The following is a 21,021-nucleotide window of genomic DNA, read 5'->3' as shown; positions in this document are numbered from 1 at the left end:
CGGGGGGTGGTCGTCGGTCACCACCGGGCAGCTCCCGACCACCGTGGACTCGTCGACGATCGACGACGTGAGACAGCTGCCGCTGACGGGCGGAGGCCGGGCCGAGCTCGCCCGCGCGCGCACGGGCGCGGTCGTCGACCACGGACGGGGTGGGCCTCCGGGCGGATGACAGCCGACGGGTCCGCACCCCCTGTCTGCCCCAGACTGGACGGCGTGGAACCGGGCTTGCTCCTGAACGTGACCGTCGTCGTCGTCCTGGTGCTCATCGGCGGGTTCTTCTCCTGCTCGGAGCTGGCGGTGGTCTCGCTGCGCGAGAGCCAGGTCCGGGCGATGGCGGGCCGCGGGGGCCGGGGCACCGCGGTGGAGCGCCTCACCGGCGACACCAACCGGTTCCTGTCCGCGGTGCAGATCGGCGTGACGCTGTCCGGCTTCCTGGCCTCGGCCTTCGGCGGCAGCCAGATCGCCGTCGTCGTGGCCCCCTGGCTGGTGTCGCTCGGGATGGGCCAGGGCGTGGCGGACGTGGTGGCGCTCATCGCGGTGACCGCGCTGGTCACCTACGTGTCGCTGGTCCTCGGCGAGCTGGTGCCCAAGCGCCTGGCGCTGCAGCGGGCCGAGGGCGTGTCGCTGGTGGTGGCCCCGGTGCTCGACCGGATCGCCACGGTCACCCGGCCCGTGGTGTGGCTGCTGGGCCGCTCCACCGACGCCGTGGGACGCCTCATCGGCCTGGACCCCAACGCCACGCGCGAGGAGGTCACCGAGGAGGAGCTGCGGGACATGGTCTCCACCCACGAGCAGCTCGACGAGACCGAGCGCCGCATCGTCGCGGACGTCTTCGACGCCGCCGACCGCCGCCTGTCCGAGGTGATGGTGCCGCGCACGGAGGTGGACTTCCTCCCCGCCGACCTCGACCTGGAGGAGGCGGTCTCCGTGGTCGAGGACCAGCCGCACTCCCGCTACCCCGTCACCGGCGAGTCCTCCGACGACGTCCTCGGCTTCGTGCACGTGCGCGACCTGCTCACCGCCGCCCACCGCGGTCAGCGGGGCACCGTGGCCGACCTCGTGAGGCCCGTGGCGCTGCTGCCGGGCAGCAAGACGCTGCTGCCGTCGCTCTCGGAGATGCGGCGCAGCGGGCGCCACCTGGCCGTGGTCGTGGACGAGTACGGCGGCACCGACGGCATCGTCACCCTCGAGGACCTCGTGGAGGAGCTGGTCGGGGAGATCGAGGACGAGTACGACCCGCACGCCGGTGAGCCCCGCTGGACGGGCGCCGCGACCGGCCCCGTGGAGCTGGACGGCCTGCTGCACCGCGACGAGGTCGAGGAGGCCACGGGCGTGGAGCTGCCCGAGGGGCCCTACGAGACCCTGGCCGGGTTCGTCATGACCTCCCTCGGCGTGCTGCCGGGCCTGGGGGACGAGGTCCGGGACCTCGGCCACCGGTTCACGGTGGTCGAGCTGGACGGGCGCCGACCCTCCCGCATCCGCGTGGAGCCGCTGGCGCAGGATGGTGGCGACGCCGCCGAGGACGGCGACGCCGCCGAGCGCGGCGCCCGTCGCGCCAGCGGCGCCGAGGACGACCAGCCCGAGCCGACGAGGAGCCCCGCATGACCGAGCCCGCCCCCGTGGTGACCGCCGACCAGGTGCCCGACGGCGCCGTGCTGCTGGACGTCCGCGAGCAGGACGAGTGGGACGCCGGCCACGCCCCCGGCGCGATCCACGTGCCGCTCGGCGACCTGCCCTCCCGCGTGGGCGAGCTCCCGGGGGACGCGGAGCTGCAGGTGCTCTGCCGCGCCGGCGGGCGCGCCGCGCGCGCCGCCACCTGGCTGCAGGAGAACGGCTACGACGCGGTGGTGGTCGACGGCGGCATGGGCGCCTGGCAGGACGCCGGCCGCCCGGTCGTCTCCGAGGACGGCAGCGAGCCCCGCGTCATCTGACGCCGGCTGACGAGGGCTGGTCCGCGCGGTGGTCGCGCTGCTGCTCGTGGACGACGAGACCGCCATCACCGACAACCTCGCCCCGCTGCTGCGCCGCTCCGGGTTCACCGTGGACGTGGCCGCCGACGGTGACGCCGCCCTGTCGAGGCTGCGGGCGGGCGCGTACGACCTCGTCGTGCTCGACGTCATGCTCCCCGGCACCGACGGCCGGGAGGTGCTGCGCACCGCCCGCGCCGAGGGGCGCACCACGCCGATCATCCTGCTGACGCAGGTGGGGGAGTCCTCCGAGCGCGCCATGGCGCTGGAGGAGGGCGCTGACGACTACCTCAACAAGCCGTTCGACCCCTACGAGCTCATCGCCAGGATCCGCGCGGTGCTGCGCCGCGGCGGTGACGCCGCCCAGGCCGGCCTGGCCAGCGCCCAGCGGCTGCGCAGCGGGCCCGTGGTGCTGGACCGCGCCTCCCAGCGCGTCACCCGCGACGGCAGGGAGGTGGTGCTCACCCCGCGCGCCACCACGCTGCTGGCGTACCTCATGACCCACCCTGACGAGGTGCTCACCCGCGAACGGCTGCTCGAGGCCGTGTGGGGCTGGTCGTACGCCACCAGCACCCGCTCCGTGGACACGCGCGTGGCCGAGCTGCGCCGCGTCCTGGAGGACGACTCCTCCGACCCCGCGATGATCGTCACCGCCCCCGGGTCCGGCTACCGCTTCGCCGGACGTGTCGAGCCCGCCTGACGGCGCGGCCGCCCGGCGCCGCAGCAGGCGGCGGTGGGTGCTCGCCGTCGTCGTCGTCCTCCTCCCGCTGCTGGTGGGCGCCGCGCTCGCGGCGGCGGCCGTGACGGGGCAGCTGCCCGACGAGCGCGTGCGCGTTGCGCTGAGCGCTCAGCCGCACGACTGGTTCCTCGCCGCGGGCGCCGTGCCGAGCGCGGTGGGGCTGGTGGTGCTGGGGCTGCTGGCCCGCCGGGAGGCCAGGGCGCGGCGGCGGGCGGCGGAGCTGGTGGCCGCCGCCGCCGAGGAGCGGCGCCTGCTGCTCTCACGCCTCGACCACGAGCTGAAGAACCCGCTGACCGCCATGCGCGCCGCCGTCGCCAACCTCTCCAGCACCCGGGTCTCCGCCGGCCGGGGAGGTGACGACGACGACCGCGGTGCAGCGGCGGCGCTGGCGAGCATCGAGGAGCAGGCGGTGCGGCTGAGCCGCCTCACCGGGGACCTGCGCAAGATCGCGGACGTGCGCTCCGGAGCCCTCGAGCGCTCCCCGGTCGACCTCTCGGCGCTCCTGCAGGACGCCGTGTCCGTGGTCGAGTCCCCGCGGGGCCCGTCGGTGCACCTCGACCTGCCCCGGGCGCCGTGGCCGCTGCCCCCTGTGCTCGGAGACCACGACGTGCTCGAGCTGGCGGTGGTCAACCTGCTCGACAACGCCGTGAAGTACACCCCCGCCGACGGCGCCGTCGAGGTCCGGGCGCGCCACTCCGGGCGGGACGTGGTGCTCGAGGTGGCCGACACCGGACCCGGCATCGCCGCCGAGGAGCTGGAGCAGGTCTGGGAGGAGCTCTACCGCAGCCCCCGCACCCGCGCCGTCCCCGGCAGCGGCCTCGGGCTGGCGCTGGTGAGGGCCGTGGCGGAGCGGCACGGGGGGTCGGCCACCGTGGAGAGCCGGGTGGGGCGCGGCACCGCCGTGCGGCTGGTCCTCCCGGCCGCCGACGGCGCTCAGGGTCCCGGCTGAGCCCGTGTCACAGGACCGCACCGGAGCGTGGCAGGGCCGTCACACCGGTGACCGGCGCAGGTCGCCCCGGCGACCTACCGTTCATCTGTGATCAGGACGACGACAGGCCCCACCCGTGACGCCGCACGCCGGTGGGCGGTGCTGGGCGGCGCAGGCGCGCTGGTGGCGCTGGTCAGCGGGTGCTCGTTCTCCGGGAGCGTCCAGGACGCCTCCCCCAGCTCCACCGCACCCCTGAGCAGCGCCTCGGCCAGCACCCCCTCCGGCGCCCCGTCCAGCCCGGCGCCCTCGGACACGACGAGCGCTCCCGGTCAGACCTCGACCACCTCCCCCGCCTCCGTCCCGTCCACGACGCCGGCGGGCGGCGGCAGCTCGAGCGCCGCTGCCGGTGGTGGTGGCGCCGGTGGTGGCGCCGGTGGTGGCGGTGGTGGGACGCCGGTGTGCAGCACCGGCCAGCTGGCCCTGTCGCTCCTGCCCGGGGACGGCGGCGCGAGCGCCGGCCACCAGCACTACACGATCCAGTTCACCAACCAGGGCGGGTCCGCCTGCACCCTCTACGGCAACCCCGGCGTGTCCCTGGTGACGGGGAGCTCGGGCCAGCAGCTGGGGGCGGCGGCCTCGCGCGAGGGCACGCCGTCGCTCGTGCGGCTCGGCGCCGGCGCGTCCGCCTACGCGAACATCAGCGTGGCCGAGGCCGGGAACTACGACAGCTCCCAGTGCCGGCCGCAGGCCGCGACGGGCCTGCGGGTGTACCCGCCCGGTCAGACGGCCGCGGCGTTCGTGCCCGCCAGCGGGATCACCGGGTGCGCGTCCACGTCCGTCGTCCTCCTCGTGGCGGACCCGGTCGTCGCGGGCCGGTGAGCTGACGTGCGGCGACGGTGGACGGGTCCGAGCGCTGCTCGCGAAGCACCCGGGTGGAGGCGGTCGGCGACCTACCCTGGAGCGGTGGAGCACGGGGTGGTGGTCGGCACGGGTCGGCGGGCGTTCCTGCTGGCCCTGGCCGGTGGTGCGCTCGGAGGCGGCGGTCTGCTGGCGGGGTGCGGCCCCTCGGGGTCCTCGGCGGCCGGCTCGCCCTCCTCCAGCGCCCCCGCCCCCGTCCCGGTGCAGGTCCAGGTGGCGGTGGACGGCGTCTCCGCTGGGCAGGTGGCGTCTCGGCGGCCCGTGGTGAGGGCGTCCGTCACGGGCGGCTCGCTGGCCTCGGTGGTGGTCACCGGGGCAGACGGCGCCGCGGTGGAGGGATCCCTGGGCTCCGACGGCACCTGGAGCCCCACGGCGCCGCTGGCGCTGGGTGCCGCCTACACCGCCACGGCCACGGCTGCCCCGGCGGGCGCGGCCGCCAGCTCCAGCCCGTCGGGCTCCGGGAGCGCCTCGCCGTCCGCCACCGGTGCTGCTGCCGCTCCCGGTGCCGCCTCGGCGCAGGTCGCGTTCACGGTGGCCGGGGCTGACCAGGTGGCGGGGGTGAAGATGATGCCGCTGGACGGTGAGGTGGTGGGCGTCGGGATGCCGGTGGCGCTGATCTTCGCGGTGCCGGTGCCGGTGGCTGACCGTGCGGGGGTGACCGGTGCGGTGTCCGTGAGCACGAAGGCCCCTGACGGGTCGGCGGTGGAGGGTGCGTGGCGGTGGGTGACGGACTCGGAGGTGCACTGGCGTCCGCGGGTGTACTGGCCGGCGGGGACGGTGGTGTCGGTGAAGGCGGCGATGACGCAGGTGCGGGTGGGGGGTCGGTGGGGGTCTTCGGACCGGGCGGCGGACTTCACCGTGGGGGATGCGCACGTCTCGACCGCTGATACGGATTCCCACCAGATGACGGTGCGGGTCAACGGGGCGGTGGCGCGGGTGATCCCGATCTCGGCGGGTCGGGAGGATGCGGATCCGGCGTTCGTGACGCGGTCGGGGGTGCACCTGGTGCTGGAGAAGCACGCGGACTTCTTGATGGACGGGCGCACGGTGGGGCAGGACTACGCGACGCAGGTGAAGTGGGCCACGCGGATCGCGAACTCGGGGGAGTTCGTGCACGGGGCGCCGTGGTCGGTGGCTGCGCAGGGGCACCGCAACGTCTCGCACGGGTGCTTGAACGTCTCGGATGCGAACGCGAAGTGGTTCTTCGACCTGTCTCGGCGGGGGGATGTGGTGGAGGTGACGGGGACGGATCGTGCGATGGAGCTGACGAACGGGTTGGGTGACTGGGTGTTGAGCTGGGAGCAGTGGACCGCGCCCCAGACCTGACCCGCTCGCGCACCGTCGGGAGACGGTCAGGGGGCCTGGCGCGCGCCGGGACGGGCGTCGAGCAGGTCGCCGCGGCCCGCGCGCCGCGCGCAGTCACCGCACTCCACGAAGCGCACGGCGGGCGTGGCGCGCGTGTCCACGTGCCGCAGGTGGCGCTGGCCCGCCGGGACGGGCAGCCGGCAGCGCGCGCACGTCAGCGGGACCACGTCGACGCGCACCTGTGTGTGGATGCCACCGCTCACCGCTCCATCATCGGCCATCCCCGCGCTCTCCCCACCGCACGACGCGTCCGCCGTGCGCGGCAGCCGATCACCGCGAGGATGAGGGGGTGCGCGCTGTCGTCTACGAGCGGGCCGGTGGCCCCGAGGTCCTCCAGCTGGTCGAGCGGGACGTCCCCGATCCCGGTCCCGGCGAGGTCAGGCTGCGGGTCGCGTTCTCCGGGGTGAACCCCACGGACTGGAAGTCCCGCTCCACCACCGCGCCCGCCGCGGGCTGGCAGGTGCCGGACCAGGACGGCGCCGGCGTGGTCGACGCCGTCGGGCAGGGCGTCGACGCCGCCCTGCTGGGCCGGCGGGTCTGGGTCTGGGAAGCGGCCTTCGGGCGCCCGTGGGGCACCGCGGCGGAGCAGGTGCTCGTCCCCGCCACCCACGTGGTGCCGCTGCCCGACCACGCCTCCTTCGAGCTGGGGGCGGCGCTCGGCATCCCGTTCCTCACCGCCCACCGCTGCCTCACCCTCGGGGAGTCCGCACCCTCCCGCGTGGCGCCCGGCACCTTCGAGGGGCGCACCGTGCTGGTGCAGGGCGGTGCCGGAGCCGTCGGCAACGCCGCCGTGCAGCTGGCCGCGTGGGCCGGTGCGCGTGTGCTCGCCACCGTCTCCGGGCCCGAGAAGGCGCAGCTGGCAGCGGCCGCCGGCGCCCACGACGTCATCGACTACCGCCGCGAGGACGTCGCCGCGAGGGTGCGGCAGGTGGTGCCCGGCGGTGTCGACGTCGTCGTGGAGGTCTCCGGGGCCAACGCGGCCCTCGACTCCGCGGTCCTCGCCCAGCACGGAGCCGTCGCCCTGTACGCGGGCACTCCCGGCGAGCAGCTCACCGTGCCGCTGCGCGACCAGATGACCCTCAACGCCCAGTGGCACTTCGTGCTGGTCTACACCGCCCCCCGGGCGGCGAAGGCGGCCGCCGTCGAGGACGTCGCGGCCGCCGTGGACGCGGGCGCCGTGCGGGTGGGCAGGGAGGCCGGTCTGCCCCTGACCGTGCTCCCGCTGGCCGAGACCGCCCAGGCGCACACCGCCGTGGAGGGCGGGACCGTGGGCAAGGTCCTCGTCGACGCGACCGCCTGAGCCGGGGCCCGTGACGTGCTCCTCCTGCGCGACCGGGTGGTCGCGGTCCGGTCACGATCCCCCCACCGGGCCGATCCGGCGGTTTCACCGGGCGGACCGGGGGTACTCACCCCAGGGTCGGAGTCGAGACGAGGCCGAGACGAGGGGTCGATCAGCGTGCCGGTCAGCATCGAAGTGCCCGCCAGCACCGTGCGGTGCGTGCGCGTGCGCCACGAGCCGCAGGAGGTGTCCTCCGTGCGGCGCGCCCTCCACGACGACCTCCTGCGCGACCCGCGCACCTCGCCGGTCGCCGACGACGTCGCGGTGGTCACCAGCGAGCTCGTCGGCAACGCCGTGCGGCACGGCACGCCCCTCGACGGCGGCCTGCTCGTGCGCTGGCGCCTCACGGGGGAGGAGGTGGCCGTCGAGGTGGTCGACGGCGGCGGGGGGGACGGACCTCCGCGCGAGCTGGAGGCCCACGACGCCGACCCGCTCGACACCTGCGGCCGCGGGCTCTACATCGTCGAGGAGATCGCACGCCGCTGGGGCACCTCGGTCGACACCGCGGGGCACCGCACGGTGTGGGCGCTGGTCCCCTTCGCCCCGGCGGCGGCGCAGTCCGTCGAGCACCGCCTGGGCGCCTGAGCAGGGTCGGTACGGTGCGGGGGTGACCCCTCCCCGCCTGGTCTACCTGGGCCCGCCCGGCACGTTCACCGAGGTGGCCGCCGGACGCGCCCCGGGTGCGGCCGACGCCGAGAGGATCCCGGTGGCCAGCGTGGACGCCGCCCTCAACGCCGTCCGCGAGGGAGCCGCCGACCTCGCCGTCGTCCCCATCGAGAACTCCGTCGAGGGCGGCGTGACCTCCACCCTGGACGCCCTCGGGGCGGGACGTCCGCTGTCCATCCGCGCCGAGGTGCTCGTCCCGGTGGCGTTCGTGCTCGCAGCCCGCCCCGGCACGGCCCTCACCGGCGTGCGGCGCGTCGGCAGCCACCCGCACGCCCTCGCCCAGTGCCGCGGCTGGCTGTCCCAGCACCTCCCCCTCGCCGTGGCCGTCCCGGCGCTGTCGACGGCCGCCGCCGCCCAGGTCCTCGGCGGTGCCGCTCCCGACGCCCCCTACGACGCCGCCCTGTGCGCCGAGCCTGCCGCCGCCGCCGCCGGCCTGGACGTCCTGGCCCGCGACGTGGCGGACAACGCCGGCGCCGTCACGCGCTTCGTCGTCGTCAGCAGGGCCACCGCACCCCCGCCGCCCACCGGGTCCGACAAGACCACCGTGGCGGCGTCCCTGGCGCAGGACCGCTCCGGGGCCCTGCTGGAGCTGCTGGAGCAGTTCGCCACGCGCGGCATCAACCTGACCCGCATCGAGTCGCGCCCGCAGGGCACCGAGCTGGGCCGGTACACGTTCTCCATCGACTGCGAGGGGCACGTGGCGGACCCGCGGGTGTCCGAGGCGCTGATGGGCCTGCACCGCGTGTGCCCGCAGGTGCGGTTCCTGGGCTCCTACCCGCGCGCCGACGGCCTCGCGCCCGTGCCGCCGGCCGGCACGGCCGACAGCGACTTCACCGCCGCCCGCGACTGGCTGGCCGCGCTGCTCAGCGCAGGTGCAGCGCCCGGATCCGCGCCCGAGCGCTGACCGGTCGGCGCGGGGCGCGGTTGGACACGCGCACCACCAGCGCCCCCTCGTCCACCCGGACGCGCATGGACAGCACCTCCCCGATCGGGTCGCCGTCGATCTGCGCCTCCTGGGGCTGCTCGGCCTCCAGGTCGATGCGCTGGCCGCGCCAGTGGGCCAGGCGCTGGTCGCCCCAGGTGCGGCGCGTGATGACGCGGCCCGCCACGTCCAGCCAGCCCACCACCCCGCGCGGGCCGATCGCGAGCACGTCGAGGTAGCCGTCGTCCACCTCGGCGTCCGGCATCAGCGCCAGGCCGCCCTGCACGCGGCCCACGTTGCCGACCACGGCCGTGCGCACGCGGCGGCGGTGCGGCACGCCGTCCACGGTGATGTCCATGCGCACGCGGTCCCCGTTGAACCGCTGCAGGCCCGACACGAAGTACGCGGCCGGCCCCACCCGGGCCTTGAGCGCCTCGGGCGCGCCGGCCATGATCTCCGCGTCGAACCCCATGCCGGCCATCACGAGGAAGCACTCCTCGGCGTCGGGCTGCTCGGCGCCGGGGCGCTCCAGGGAGATCCAGCCGACGTCGATGCGCCGGTCGATGCCGGACAGCACCACGCGCATGGCCGCCTCGACGTCGTCCGGGGCGATCTCCGCCGCGCGGGAGGTGACGACGTCGAGGTTGCGCGCCAGGAGGTTCCCGGTGCCCGCGGGGACCAGCCCCAGCGGGGTCCCCGTGCCCGCGAGCACCGCCGCCACCCGCCGCACGGTGCCGTCACCCCCGAAGGCCACCACGACGTCGGCTCCCGCGGCCAGCGCTCGCCGCGCCTGGCTGGTGCCGGGGTCCTCCGCGGTGGTCTCCAGCCACAGCGGCTCGCGCCACTCCAGGTCCCGGCACGCCCGGTCCAGGGCCGTGCGCACCCCGCCCACGTCCCCCACCTTGGTCGGGTTGACGACGACGGCGGCCAGCGGCCGCCGGTCCGGCGCGGTGCGCTCGAGGGCCGCGGCGCGCTGGGCGATCCGCTCGGCGATGCTGCGGCGCAGCTGCACCGCCACCGTCGTCGAGATGACCGCCAGCGCGAGCGCGACGACGGCGACGACCAGGGAGATCAGCTCGGTGGTCGTCACGCGCGGAACGCTATCGGCGTGAGGCGCGCGGGGCAGCGCGACTAGTCTTGCCGGGGTGATCGACGTGCGCCTCCTGCGCGATGACCCGGAGTCGGTGCGCGCCAGCCAGCGCGCCCGCGGAGCTGACGAGGGCGTCGTCGACGCCGTGCTGGCGGCCGACACTGCCCGCCGAGCGGCCATGACGACCTCCGAGGGGCTGCGCGCGGAGCAGAAGGCGCTCGGCAAGCAGGTCGCCCAGGCGAAGGGGGACGAGAAGGCCGCGCTGCTCGCCCGCGCCAAGGACCTCGCCGAGCAGGCGAAGACCGCCGCCGCGGAGGCCGAGGCCCAGGGCGCCGAGTACGACCGGCTCATCCGCAGCCTCGCGAACGTGGTGCAGGGCGCCCCTCCCGGCGGCGAGGACGACTTCGTGGTGCTGCGCGAGGTGGGCACCCCGCCCTCGCTGGAGGCCCCGAAGGACCACCTCGAGCTGGGCGAGCTGCTGGGCGCCATCGACGTGGAGCGCGGCGCGAAGGTCTCGGGCTCGCGGTTCTACTTCCTGACCGGGGTGGGAGCGCGGCTGGAGCTCGCCCTGCTCAACCTGGCGGTCGACCGCGCCGTCGCCAACGGCTTCAGCCCCATGATCACCCCCACGCTGGTCAAGCCCGAGGTCATGGCCGGCACCGGGTTCCTCGGCGAGCACGCCGACGAGGTCTACCGCCTCGCCGCTGACGACCTGTACCTCGTGGGCACCTCGGAGGTGGCCCTAGCCGGCTACCACGCCGACGAGATCCTCGACCTCGCGGCCGGGCCGAAGCGCTACGCCGGCTGGTCGGCCTGCTACCGCCGGGAGGCCGGCAGCCACGGGCGGGACACCCGCGGCATCATCCGCGTGCACCAGTTCCACAAGGTGGAGATGTTCAGCTTCTGCCGGCAGGAGGACGCCGCCGCCGAGCACGAGCGGCTCCTCGCCTGGGAGGAGGAGGTGCTCCAGGCGGTCGAGGTGCCCTACCGCGTCATCGACGTGGCCGCCGGCGACCTCGGCACCAGCGCCGCCCGCAAGTTCGACTGCGAGGGCTGGGTCCCGTCGCAGGGCCGCTACCGCGAGCTCACCTCGACGTCGAACTGCACCACCTTCCAGGCGCGGCGCCTGTCGGTGCGCGAGCGCAGCGACGACGGCGCCACGCGCCCCGTGGCCACCCTCAACGGCACCCTCGCCACGACGCGCTGGCTGGTGGCCATCCTCGAGAACCACCAGCAGCCCGACGGCTCCGTGGTGGTCCCCGCGGCGCTGCGCCCCTTCATGGGCGGCCTCGAGGTGCTCGAGCCCGTCCGCTGACGCGGCGCGGGTCGGTCCCCGACCCCCGTCGCGGTGACCACGGTCGGTGGGGGCCACCGCTCAGGTCAGGCCCGGTGTGGGCGCACCTGGCTAGCCTCACCGCCGTGGACCGCACGCCCCTCGACGCCACGGCCGCCCAGGCCGCGCTGGACTCCCTCCCCGACTGGCGAGGCCGCCTCGGCGCGCTGCGCACGGCCTTCCGGGCGCCCTCGCCGGCCCTCGCCCTGGAGCTGGTGGCCGGGGTGGGGGCGCTGTCCGAGGAGCTCGACCACCACCCCAGCCTCGACTGGCGCTACGACCTGGTCTTCCTCAGCTGGACCACGCACAGCGCCGGCTGGCGGGTGACCGCGCTCGACGTCACGGCGGCGCGGCGCACCTCGCAGCTGGCGGCCGGCCTCGGCGCCGTCGCCGAGCCGGCGCTGCCGCGCTCCCTCGAGCTGGCGCTGGACACCTCCGACCCCGAGCGCGTCCAGGGCGTGTGGCAGGCGGCCCTGGGCTACGTGGTGCGCGGGAGCGACGGCTCGCTCGTCGACCCTCACGACCGCGGCCCGTCGGTGTGGTTCCAGCGCACGGACACCCCCGCGCCCAGCCGGTGGCACCTGGACGTCAGCGTGGCGGCCGAGGCCGCCGGGGACGTGGTCGCCGCCGCCGCCTCCGCGGGAGCCGCGGTGGACACCGGCGCGGCCCCCGCCTTCACCGTGCTGACGGACCCCGGCGGAGACCGGGTCTGCGTCTGCACGCCCCAGGGCAGGGACCACCCCACCCAGTGATCATCCACAGGTTCCCCGGGTAGCGTCGGGCGGGTGTTCGGCTCAGCAGACCGGGGTGACGACGTCGCACCCATCAGCTTCCGCACCCGCACCTGGGTGAGGCCCGAGCACCTCAACGCGAACGGCACCACCTCGGCCGGGAGCATCGTGCGGTGGGTGGACGAGGAGGCCGCGATCTACGCGATCCTCCAGCTGGGCAGCCACCGCGTGGTCACCAAGCTCATCTCGTCCGCGGTCTTCACGGCCCCGGCGCAGGTGGGGGACCTCGTGGAGATGGGGCTGCGGGTGGTCCGCTTCGGTCGGACGTCCCTGACCGTGCGCGCGGAGGTGCGCAACATGGTCACGCGCGAGGAGATCGTCACCATCGACCAGATCGTCTTCGTCAACCTCGGCGACGACGGGCGTCCGGCTCCGCACGGGTACACCGAGGTGACGTACGCGCGCGACCGGGTGCCCAGGCACCGGATGCCCGTGGCGGGGTTCCCGCGCGCGGGCGAGGGGGCCCCGGGCGAGGGGGTCGCGGGGGGACCGAGCGCGCCGTGAGGGCTGACGGAGGGGTCTCTGGTCCTCGTTCCTGACCAGACCGCAAGAACCGCCGAACTTCACACCAAAACGTCCTGGCGGAGCGCTGCCGGCTCCACAGATCCTCGGACTCCCGCTCATCGGACCTGAGGAGAACGCGTGACCGTCCTCGCGCAGCGCCACCGCTCCAGCACCGAGCCCCACCTGGCAGCGGTCCGCCGGGACCTGCACACCTGGGAGATGCGCGTCCGGCGCATCCTGCGCCCGGCCGCGGTGGAGCTGGTCGACGGTTCTGGCGAGCAGCGCCACCGCCTGGCCGCCACCGGAGTGCGCTGGGGCACGTTCCGCAGGCCCGCAGGTTCCTCGGCTGCCGCCGACCTCTCGGACCTGCCCCTCGACGACCTGCTCGTCCCGGAGCTGCGCGACCTGCGCGACTTCGACGTCGCCGCTGGACCCGGCACCCCCGAGCCCGCTGACGAGGAGCAGCGCGAGGCCGCGGCGCTGCGCGCGCTGAGCGGCGCCTCGCGGGGTCGGACCGCGTGGCTGGTGCCCTTCGCCGTGGACGGGAACGGTGCACCGGGGCCGGAGCTGGGGGTGCTCTTCACGGACTCCCCGGTGGCGGTCCTGTCCCTCGGCGAGGAGGCGCACGTCGGCCGGGCAGCGCTGGAGCGCATCGAGGCGGGGGAGCCGTGGACGGCGCTCGTCCACTCGGTGGGCCTGCCCCTGGACGACGAGCACGGCCACCCCCTGCGCGATGACGTCGCCTGGCCCGAGGGCAGGCGTCTGCGCGTCCGGCTCCGCGGTGGCTCCGAGGTCTGGAGCTGCGGGTCGCCCGTCGCGTGGGCTTGACCCCGCCGGGAGCGGCACCCGTGCGGCGCGCGGCCTTCTTCGTCTCGGACAGCACGGGGATCACGGCTCAGACGCTCGGCAACGCGCTGCTCGCGAACTTCCCCGGCGTGCAGTTCGTGCGCCGCACGCTGCCCTTCGTCGAGGGGGGTCGCGGCGCGGCGCAGGTGGTCAGGGCGCTCGAGCGCGCCCAGGCCGCGGGCCTGGCACCGGTGGTCTTCACCACCGTCAAGGACCCGGCGGTGCTCGCGGCCCTGGCCGCGGCCCCGGGAGACCGGATCGACCTGCTGGGAGGGCACCTCACCGAGCTGGAGCAGGTGCTGGACACCACGGCGTCGGAGCAGCTGGGCCAGTTCCACACCCTCGGTGACACCACGGCGTACTTCGCGCGGATGCGCGCCGTGGAGTTCGCCATCGAGCACGACGACGGGCAGAGCACGCGCGCCCTCGACCAGGCGGAGGTGATCATCGTGGCTCCCAGCCGCTGCGGCAAGACCCCCACCACGATGTACCTCGCGCTGCAGCACGGGGTGCTCGTGGCCAACTACCCCCTCACCGACGACGACTTCCCCACCGACGGGCTGCCACCGCTGGTCGCCCCGTACGCCGGCCGCTGCTTCGGGGTGACCACCACGCCGCTGCGGCTGAGCCAGGTCCGGCACGAGCGCCGCCCCTCGTCCCGCTACGCCTCCCTGGCCCAGTGCACCCTCGAGCTGCGCCGCGCCGAGCAGCTCTACCAGCGCAACCGCATCCCCTTCGTGAACTCCTCCACCAAGAGCGTGGAGGAGATGTCCGCCGTGATCCTCCAGTCCCTCGAGCTGCGCCGAGAGCGCCTGTCCGGAGATGAGTCCCCATGACCGACGTCCTGTGGTTCGAGCAGATCACCATGGCCGACCTGCCCCGGGTGGGCGGCAAGAACGCCTCCCTGGGGGAGATGGTCAGCCACCTCGCCTCCCTCGGGGTGCGGGTGCCCGGGGGGTTCGCCACCACCTCCGACGCCTACCGGCGCTTCCTGGCGCACGAGGGACTGGACCAGCGCATCGTCGAGGCGGTCAGCGCGGTGGACGTCGAGGACGTCACCCAGCTCTCCCGCGTCGGTGCGCAGGTGCGCGGTTGGGTGGAGGCCCAGCCGTTCCCCGCCGACCTGGAGGCGGAGGTCCGCGGCGCCTACGCGGCCCTGCTGGAGCGCGAGGCGGACCCGGACGCCGTGACCTGGGCGGTGCGGTCCTCGGCCACCGCCGAGGACCTGCCCGACGCCTCCTTCGCCGGCCAGCAGGAGACCTTCCTCAACGTGGGCGGCGTGGAGAACGTGCTCGCCGCCGTCCGCAGCGTCTACGCCTCCCTCTACAACGACAGGGCCATCGCCTACCGGGCCCACCACGGCTTCGACCACGACGTCGCGCTGTCCGCCGGCGTGCAGCGGATGGTGCGCTCGGACGTGGGCGCCTCCGGGGTGCTCTTCACGGTGGACACCGAGTCGGGCTTCGACGAGGTGGTCTTCGTGACCAGCTCCTACGGGCTCGGCGAGGCCGTGGTGCAGGGGGCGGTGAACCCCGACGAGTTCTACGTCTCCAAGCGGGCGCTGCGCGCCGGGCGGCCCGCGGTGCTGAGCCGCTCGGTGGGGGAGAAGGCCGTCGCGATGCGGTACACCGACTCCCGCGTGGCCGGGGCCAGCACCGCCTTCGAGGACGTCCCCGCGGACCAGCGGCGGGTGTTCTCCCTCACCGACGACGAGGTGGAGCAGCTCGCCCGCCACGCCCTCGTCATCGAGGAGCACTACGGCCGCCCGATGGACGTGGAGTGGGCCAAGGACGGCGTGGACGGCCAGCTCTACGTGCTGCAGGCGCGACCGGAGACCGTGGTCTCGCGGGCCGACCACGGCGCCCTGCGCCGCTTCGAGCTGCAGGGCAGCGGTGACGTGCTGGTCTCCGGGCGGGCCATCGGCCAGCGCATCGGCGCCGGGGCCGTGCGCGTGCTGCGGAGCATCGAGCAGATGCGCGAGTTCCAGGCGGGCGACGTGCTCGTGGCCGACATGACCGACCCCGACTGGGAGCCGATCATGAAGCGCGCCAGCGCCATCGTCACCGACCGGGGCGGGCGCACCTGCCACGCGGCGATCATCGCCCGCGAGCTCGGCATCCCCGCCGTCGTCGGCACCGGTGACGCCACCCGCCTGCTCGCCGAGGGCACCGAGGTGACCGTCTCCTGTGCCGAGGGCGACACCGGGCTCGTGTACGCGGGGCTGCTGCCCTTCGAGGAGGTCGTCACCCACCTCGACGCGATGCCCGAGCCTCCGGTCAAGGTCATGATGAACGTCGGCACCCCCGACCAGGCGTTCGCCTTCTCCCGGCTGCCGAACGCCGGCGTGGGCCTGGCCCGGCTGGAGTTCATCATCAACCGGCAGATCGGCGTGCACCCCCGCGCGCTGCTCGAGGTGGGCTCCCTCCCCGAGGACGTCGCCGCGCAGGTGGAGCAGCGCACCGCCGCGCACCCCTCCCCGCGGGAGTACTTCGTGCGGCGGGTGGCCGAGGGCGTCTCCACCATCGCGGCGGCGTTCTGGCCCGAGCCCGTCATCGTGCGCCTGAGCGACTTCAAGTCCAACGAGTACGCGAACCTGCTGGCCGGAGACCTCTACGAGCCGCACGAGGAGAACCCGATGCTGGGCTACCGCGGCGCCTCGCGGTACCTCTCGCCGGACTTCGCCCCCTGCTTCCAGATGGAGTGCGAGGCGCTGCTCCACGTGCGCGACGCCATGGGCTTCACCAACGTCAAGGTGATGGTGCCGTTCGTGCGCACCCTCGCCGAGGGCGAGGCCGTGGTCGAGCTGCTCGCGCAGAACGGCCTCGTGCGCGGCGAGAACGGGCTCGAGGTGGTGATGATGTGCGAGCTGCCCTCCAACGCGCTGCTGGCGGAGCAGTTCCTCGAGCACTTCGACGGCTTCTCCATCGGCTCCAACGACATGACGCAGCTGACGCTCGGGCTCGACAGGGACAGCGCCCTCGTGGCCGCGGGCTTCGACGAGCGCGACCCCGCCGTCCTCAAGCTCCTCGAGCTGGCCATCACGGCGGCGCGCGAGCGCGGCAAGTACGTCGGCATCTGCGGCCAGGGCCCCAGCGACCACCCCGACCTCGCCGAGTGGCTGGTGGACCAGGGGATCTCGTCGGTCTCGCTCAACCCCGACACGGTGGTGGCCACCTGGCTGCGCCTGGCCGAGCGCGCCGCCGCCGCGCCCGCGGTGGCGGACGACGACGACGCGCCCCTGCTCCTCGAGCAGCAGCCGGAGGCCGTGGGAGCGCGCTGAGACCGGGGCGGGGGGACTCCAGCCGAGGGGTCCCCCCGCCCCGACCCCGACCTCGACGGCGCCGCCGGTCAGGCCAGCTCGGCGGCCAGCTGACGCAGGTGGTCGGCGCTCGCGGAGGCGTCGGCCACGGGGCCCTCGCCGTCCTCGGGCAGCAGCTGCAGCACGGTGTCCTGCTCGAGCACGAACCAGCCGTCGTACCCGGCGGCCAGGAGCGAGCGGAGCAGGGACCGCACGTCGACGTCGCCCTGGCCGAGCGGGCGGTACAGGCCCTCCTGCACCGCCTGGTAGTAGGTCAGCTCGCCATCGCGGACGCGCTGCGCGGTGGCGGCGTCGACGTCCTTGAGGTGCACGTGGCGGATCCGCTCGGGGTGGGCCTGCGCCAGGGCGACGGGGTCGGTCCCGCCGATGAGCAGGTGGCCGGAGTCCAGGCAGAGCCCGACGTCGCAGCCGGCGATGACGCGCTCGACGTCGTCCTTCGACTCGACCAGCGTGCCGACGTGCGGGTGCAGCACCGCGAGCACGCCCACCTCGGCGGCGGCGTCGCGCAGGCGGACGAGGTTGCCCAGCAGCGTCGACCAGCCGGTCTCGTCCAGCTCCACGCGCTCGTCGTAGCCGGCCAGCCCCGAGTCGGCCGACAGGACGACGACGCCGGCGCCGGCGGCCACGAACGCCTCCAGCTCGGACTGGAGCGCGGGCAGCGGGTCGCGCTGGGGGTCGTGCAGCACGACGGGCACGAAGCCGCCGACCGCCGCCAGGCCGTTCTCGCGCAGCACGGCGGCGCGGTCGGCGGGGTCGACCGGGAGGAACCCCTCGGGGCCGAACTCGGTGGCCGTCAGCCCGAGCTGGCGCATCTCGCGCAGCACGCGCTCCACGGGCAGCTGCGCGCCCCAGCCGGGCACCTCGCACACGCCCCACGTGATGGGTGCGCCAGCGATCTTCAGGTCGGTCACGAGGGCCTCCGGGTCTGGGGGTCGAGCGGGGTGCGGGGCTGAGGAGGGGCTGTCAGGACGGCGATGGCGGCGTCGCGGGCGCGGGCGAGCCCGGCGTCGAGGGGGAGGGCGCGGTGCTCGGTGGAGAGCGCCTCCACGCCCCACGGCCCCTCGAACCCGGCACCGCGCAGCACGCGCACGAGACCGGGCAGGTCGAAGACCCCCTCGCCGCAGTAGCGGCGGCGGTCGCGGGTGTCCTCGAAGAGGGTGCCGACCACGGTCGCGTCGGCGTCGTCGAGCTCCACCGCGACGACGACGGGGTCGCCGCCGGACAGCGACGCGGCCAGCTCCTCCAGCGACGTCCCGGCCCGGAAGACGTGCCACGCGTCGACCACCAGACCGAACGCCGGGTGGCCGACCTCGCGGACGAGGTCGGCGCCGGCGGGGATGCTCGCCACCGCCGCCCACGGCACCGGCTCGAGCGCGAGGCGCGTTCCGGAGGCGGCCGCCTCCTCGGCGAGGGCGCGCAGGCGGACGACTAGGTCTCCGGTGTGCCCGGCCGGGGGTGGCGTGGCCTTGACCAGCGCCGCTCCCAGCTCACGGGCGGCGGCGAGCAGCAGGTCCCACCGCGGCCGCCACGCGCCCTCGTCGTCGTCCCACCAGCCGTCGAGCAGCTCCACCTCCACGTGGGTGAGGCCCTGGGAGCGGACCAGCCCTCCGAGCGCGGCGAGGTCGGCGGGGGACAGGCCGTCGAGGTCGGCGTGGAGCAGGCCCAGGCCGACCCAGCCGGTGGCGGCGACGGCGCGGACGCGCTCGGGCAGCGGCAGAGGGCTGCGCTCGCGGTCTCCCGCCGGCAGCGCGTCACCGGCGGTCGTCCAGCAGCTGGCGACCAGCGCCGGGGAGGTCATGCCGCGCGGGGGCTCAGGCGGACAGGTCGACGCGGACGGTGCGGCCCTCGCGGGCCGAGACCCCCGCGGCGTCCGCGAGCACCAGGGCGGCGCGGCCGTCCTCGAAGCCGGGGCCCGTCAGCTCGCCCCCGCGGACGGCGGTGAGGAAGGACTCCAGCTCGGCGGAGTAGGCGCGGGCGTAGCGCTCCAGGAAGAAGTTCTGGAAGGGCGCGCCGGAGTCGCCGGAGGCACCGGTGGACGAGCGCACCAGGGTGTCGGTGACGTTGCCGACGGACAGGGTGCCCAGCGGGCCGGTGGCCTCCAGGCGCTGGTCGTAGCCGGCCGCGCAGTGGCGGGAGTTGGTGATGGTCACCGACTGCCCACCCGCGCCGACGAGGGTCACCACGGCGCCGTCGTAGTCGTCGTGCTGCGCGATGACGTCGGAGAACTGGTTCAGCCCCACCGCGGTGACGGCCACGACGTCGGGCACGAACCAGCGCGCGGTGTCGAAGTCGTGGATGGTCATGTCGCGGAAGATGCCGCCGGAGACCTTGATGTAGTCCTCCGGGGCGGGCGCCGGGTCGCGGCTGACGATGGTCAGCTGCTCCAGCGGGCCGATCTCCCCGGCCTGGACGCGGCGGTGCAGCTCGGCGAAGTGCGGGTCGAAGCGCCGGTTGAAGCCGAGGGCCACCGGGACCGACGCCGCCGCGGCGCGGGCGCGCAGCCCGTCGACGCGAGCGATGTCCAGGTCGATCGGCTTCTCGCACAGCACCGGCTTGCCGGCGTCCAGGCAGGCCGCGATGAGGTCCACGTGGGTGGAGGTGGGGGAGGCGACCACCACGGCGTCGACGTCGTCGGCGGTGATGGCCTCGAGGGCGTCGGTGGTGGCCCTGCCGCCGAAGCGGGACACCACCGACTCCGCACCGGCGATGAACGGGTCGGCCACGACCTGCAGCACCGCGCCTTCGGAGCGGTGCACCGTGGCCGCGTGGACCTGGCCGATGCGGCCGCTGCCGACGAGGGCGATGCGCACGGGCGTGGCGGGGCTGGTCACCGGAGGGGCTCCTCGTCGTCGAGATGGTGCAGGTGCGCCGGGGCGCCGCCGGCGATGCTAGCGAGTTGTCAGGTCATACCGTCAAGACCCCACCGACCGTGATCATGGGCGGTCGGCCACCAGGTGTCCGACCGCCCATGATCACGGGGGTCAGACGGCGGAGCGGCGGCGGGCGGCCTGGGCGTCGAGGGCCTCCTCCAAGCGCGCGGCGTCCCACCCCTCGGACAGCGCCTGCCAGACCAGCTCGGCCTGGGTCTGCGGTGCCAGACCGTCGATCGGCTGGTCCCTGTCGAGGTTGGTCGGGAAGGCGTAGCCCTCCGCCGAGGCCGCCACGACGTTGCGCAGCGACCGCTCGTCCACCCCCGCCGCCTTCTGGGCGCTCAGCGCGCCGAACAGCGCCTTCGAGGCCGCCACCCGGTCGACGTCCTCCATCGCCCGGCCGAACCCCGACGACACCTGGAGGAGGTTGGCCATGCGGCGCACGTCGGTGCTCCGGTTGGTGCCGGCGCCGTGGAACAGGGCGGGGTTGAAGAAGGCCGCGTCGCCCTTGGCCAGCGGCAGCTGCACGGAGTGCTCGAGGAAGTACTGGGTGAACTCGCGCCGGTGGAAGGCGATGTAGCCGGCGGGGTGCTTCTGCGAGTGCGGCAGGTACAGCGTCGGGCCGGTCTCGACCGGCATGTCGACGTGCGCCACCGCCCCCTGGAGCGTGAGCACCGGGGAGAGCGCGTGCACCTGGGCCGGGTAGCCCAGCGCCTGCGCCTGGTCCATGAACCCCAGGTGGTAGTCGCGGTGCGCGGTCTGCGCCTGGCCGCCGGGGTTGACCACGTTGACCTGCGAGGTCACCTGGTAGCCGCGGCCCAGCCAGGCCTCGGAGACGAGGGCCAGGACGTCGTTGGCGTAGTAGCGGGCGAACACCTCCGGGGCGCGCACGGCCAGCTTGTCCAGCGCGCCCCACACCCGGTCGTTGGCGCCGGGCTTGGCGAAGTGGTCCCCGGAGGCCGTGCCCGCGGCCCTCTGCTCCTCGATCATCGCGGCGAAGACGCCCGTCGCGCGGTCGACGTCGTCGTGGTCGAAGGCGCCCTTGAACACCACGATCCCGGGCCCGTCCGCCAGGGCCCGCGCCAGCTCGGCCTGCACGTCGCGCCGGCCCTCGGCCGTGGTCGTGTGCTCGCGCAACCGGGAGCCGTAGACGAGCACGCCCTGCTCGAGCGCGTCGGCGTACGGGTGGTCGTCCAGGGACGTCTCGGCCAGGCCCCCCTCGACGATCGACCGGAAGTCGTCGAGGGAGCAGTCGGCGGGGGAGTACCAGCCGGTGGGGACGCGCGTGCGCGCCGGTGGCGTCGAGGAGGTGGGGCGCAGCGGGGTGGCGGTCATCTGGGTGCCTCTCGTCGTCGAGCGGGTCCGTGGCTGGTGACGACGCTACGAGCGCGCGACCCCCGGCGCGGCCGCCGAACCCCTCAGCA

21 protein-coding genes are annotated in these 21,021 nt (G+C 75.2%); 15 read left to right on the top strand and 6 right to left on the bottom strand.

Annotated elements, in window-relative coordinates; translation table 11 throughout:
* Positions 1-225 precede the first annotated feature (225 nt).
* The 6 genes from H7K62_RS19425 to H7K62_RS19400 all read left to right on the top strand — a co-directional run bounded on the left by H7K62_RS19425 (position 226) and on the right by H7K62_RS19400 (position 5,878).
* A complete protein-coding gene (locus H7K62_RS19425) occupies positions 226-1,605 on the top strand; it encodes a hemolysin family protein (protein WP_222437893.1) in 1,380 nt (459 codons plus the stop codon).
* On the top strand, positions 1,602-1,931 hold the full coding sequence (locus H7K62_RS19420; protein ID WP_186721737.1) for a rhodanese-like domain-containing protein: 330 nt from the start codon (positions 1,602-1,604) through the stop codon (positions 1,929-1,931). The genes H7K62_RS19425 and H7K62_RS19420 overlap by 4 nt, the downstream gene beginning before the upstream one ends.
* A gap of 28 nt (positions 1,932-1,959) precedes the next feature.
* Positions 1,960-2,667: a response regulator transcription factor gene (locus H7K62_RS19415; RefSeq protein WP_222437892.1), complete on the top strand. Its 708-nt coding sequence runs from the start codon at positions 1,960-1,962 to the stop codon at positions 2,665-2,667.
* A complete protein-coding gene (locus tag H7K62_RS19410) occupies positions 2,651-3,655 on the top strand; it encodes a sensor histidine kinase (RefSeq protein ID WP_186721736.1) in 1,005 nt (334 codons plus the stop codon). The genes H7K62_RS19415 and H7K62_RS19410 overlap by 17 nt, the downstream gene beginning before the upstream one ends.
* Before the next feature lie 87 nt (positions 3,656-3,742).
* Positions 3,743-4,513: a DUF4232 domain-containing protein gene (locus H7K62_RS19405; RefSeq protein WP_186721733.1), complete on the top strand. Its 771-nt coding sequence runs from the start codon at positions 3,743-3,745 to the stop codon at positions 4,511-4,513.
* Between the two features lie 84 nt (positions 4,514-4,597).
* Positions 4,598-5,878, top strand: coding sequence for a L,D-transpeptidase (locus H7K62_RS19400; RefSeq protein ID WP_186721731.1), 1,281 nt, complete (start codon positions 4,598-4,600; stop codon positions 5,876-5,878).
* Positions 5,879-5,904: 26 nt separating this feature from the next.
* Here the strand turns inward: H7K62_RS19400 and H7K62_RS19395 are convergent, their stop codons facing one another.
* Positions 5,905-6,120 carry a hypothetical protein gene (locus H7K62_RS19395; protein ID WP_186721729.1) on the bottom strand — a complete coding sequence of 72 codons (216 nt, stop codon included), beginning with the start codon at positions 6,118-6,120 and terminating at the stop codon, positions 5,905-5,907.
* A gap of 86 nt (positions 6,121-6,206) precedes the next feature.
* On the opposite strand from H7K62_RS19395, the gene H7K62_RS19390 reads away from it, so the two are divergent.
* The 3 genes from H7K62_RS19390 (at position 6,207) to pheA (ending at position 8,826) form a co-directional block, all read left to right on the top strand.
* Positions 6,207-7,217: an NADPH:quinone reductase gene (locus H7K62_RS19390; RefSeq protein ID WP_186721727.1), complete on the top strand. Its 1,011-nt coding sequence runs from the start codon at positions 6,207-6,209 to the stop codon at positions 7,215-7,217.
* Between the two features lie 198 nt (positions 7,218-7,415).
* Complete coding sequence (locus H7K62_RS19385) at positions 7,416-7,841, top strand: ATP-binding protein (protein WP_186721726.1); 426 nt, start codon at positions 7,416-7,418, stop codon at positions 7,839-7,841.
* A gap of 22 nt (positions 7,842-7,863) precedes the next feature.
* Positions 7,864-8,826 (top strand): prephenate dehydratase, encoded by a 963-nt coding sequence (gene pheA / locus H7K62_RS19380; protein WP_186721724.1) that lies wholly within the window; start codon positions 7,864-7,866, stop codon positions 8,824-8,826.
* Here the strand turns inward: pheA and H7K62_RS19375 are convergent.
* Positions 8,786-9,934, bottom strand: a complete 1,149-nt coding sequence (locus tag H7K62_RS19375) for a diacylglycerol/lipid kinase family protein (protein ID WP_222437891.1) — start codon at positions 9,932-9,934, stop codon at positions 8,786-8,788. The two genes, pheA and H7K62_RS19375, sit on opposite strands and share 41 nt — an antisense overlap.
* Before the next feature lie 55 nt (positions 9,935-9,989).
* Between H7K62_RS19375 and serS the strand changes: the two genes are divergently transcribed.
* From serS to ppsA, 6 genes are all read left to right on the top strand, one after another.
* Positions 9,990-11,249, top strand: coding sequence for a serine--tRNA ligase (gene serS, locus H7K62_RS19370; RefSeq protein ID WP_186721722.1), 1,260 nt, complete (start codon positions 9,990-9,992; stop codon positions 11,247-11,249).
* A gap of 104 nt (positions 11,250-11,353) precedes the next feature.
* Positions 11,354-12,019, top strand: coding sequence for a 4a-hydroxytetrahydrobiopterin dehydratase (locus H7K62_RS19365; protein ID WP_186721720.1), 666 nt, complete (start codon positions 11,354-11,356; stop codon positions 12,017-12,019).
* A gap of 33 nt (positions 12,020-12,052) precedes the next feature.
* On the top strand, positions 12,053-12,562 hold the full coding sequence (locus H7K62_RS19360; RefSeq protein WP_186721718.1) for an acyl-CoA thioesterase: 510 nt from the start codon (positions 12,053-12,055) through the stop codon (positions 12,560-12,562).
* Positions 12,563-12,700: 138 nt separating this feature from the next.
* Entirely contained in the window at positions 12,701-13,390 is a 690-nt protein-coding gene (locus tag H7K62_RS19355) for a hypothetical protein (RefSeq protein ID WP_186721716.1), read from the top strand.
* Between the two features lie 20 nt (positions 13,391-13,410).
* A complete protein-coding gene (locus H7K62_RS19350) occupies positions 13,411-14,244 on the top strand; it encodes a pyruvate, water dikinase regulatory protein (protein ID WP_186721714.1) in 834 nt (277 codons plus the stop codon).
* Positions 14,241-16,688: a phosphoenolpyruvate synthase gene (ppsA, locus tag H7K62_RS19345; RefSeq protein WP_186721712.1), complete on the top strand. Its 2,448-nt coding sequence runs from the start codon at positions 14,241-14,243 to the stop codon at positions 16,686-16,688. The genes H7K62_RS19350 and ppsA overlap by 4 nt, the downstream gene beginning before the upstream one ends.
* Before the next feature lie 68 nt (positions 16,689-16,756).
* Here ppsA and H7K62_RS19340 read toward each other — a convergent pair whose 3' ends face one another.
* From H7K62_RS19340 to H7K62_RS19325, 4 genes are all read right to left on the bottom strand, one after another.
* Positions 16,757-17,638, bottom strand: coding sequence for a sugar phosphate isomerase/epimerase family protein (locus H7K62_RS19340; RefSeq protein WP_186721710.1), 882 nt, complete (start codon positions 17,636-17,638; stop codon positions 16,757-16,759).
* Entirely contained in the window at positions 17,635-18,525 is an 891-nt protein-coding gene (locus H7K62_RS19335; protein WP_186721708.1) for a sugar phosphate isomerase/epimerase family protein, read from the bottom strand. Before H7K62_RS19335 ends, H7K62_RS19340 begins: the two co-directional genes overlap by 4 nt.
* A gap of 13 nt (positions 18,526-18,538) precedes the next feature.
* Positions 18,539-19,558, bottom strand: coding sequence for a Gfo/Idh/MocA family oxidoreductase (locus tag H7K62_RS24305; protein WP_186721706.1), 1,020 nt, complete (start codon positions 19,556-19,558; stop codon positions 18,539-18,541).
* Between the two features lie 150 nt (positions 19,559-19,708).
* On the bottom strand, positions 19,709-20,932 hold the full coding sequence (locus H7K62_RS19325; protein WP_186721704.1) for a phytanoyl-CoA dioxygenase family protein: 1,224 nt from the start codon (positions 20,930-20,932) through the stop codon (positions 19,709-19,711).
* Positions 20,933-21,021 lie beyond the last annotated feature (89 nt).

The sequence above is a fragment of the Quadrisphaera sp. RL12-1S genome (genome assembly GCF_014270065.1).
GTDB lineage: Bacteria > Actinomycetota > Actinomycetes > Actinomycetales > Quadrisphaeraceae > Quadrisphaera.
The sequence above is the reverse complement of the archived record's forward strand: the minus strand, read 5'-3'. Positions and strand labels throughout refer to the sequence as shown.

Bases quoted from the DNA above. Each gene is read 5' to 3' on its own strand.
- H7K62_RS19420 (WP_186721737.1), top strand. From the start codon at position 1,602: ATGACCGAGCCCGCCCCCGTGGTGACCGCCGACCAGGTGCCCGACGGC.
- ppsA (WP_186721712.1), top strand. From the start codon at position 14,241: ATGACCGACGTCCTGTGGTTCGAGCAGATCACCATGGCCGACCTGCCC.
- H7K62_RS19335 (WP_186721708.1), bottom strand. From the start codon at position 18,525: ATGACCTCCCCGGCGCTGGTCGCCAGCTGCTGGACGACCGCCGGTGAC.
- H7K62_RS19325 (WP_186721704.1), bottom strand. From the start codon at position 20,932: ATGACCGCCACCCCGCTGCGCCCCACCTCCTCGACGCCACCGGCGCGC.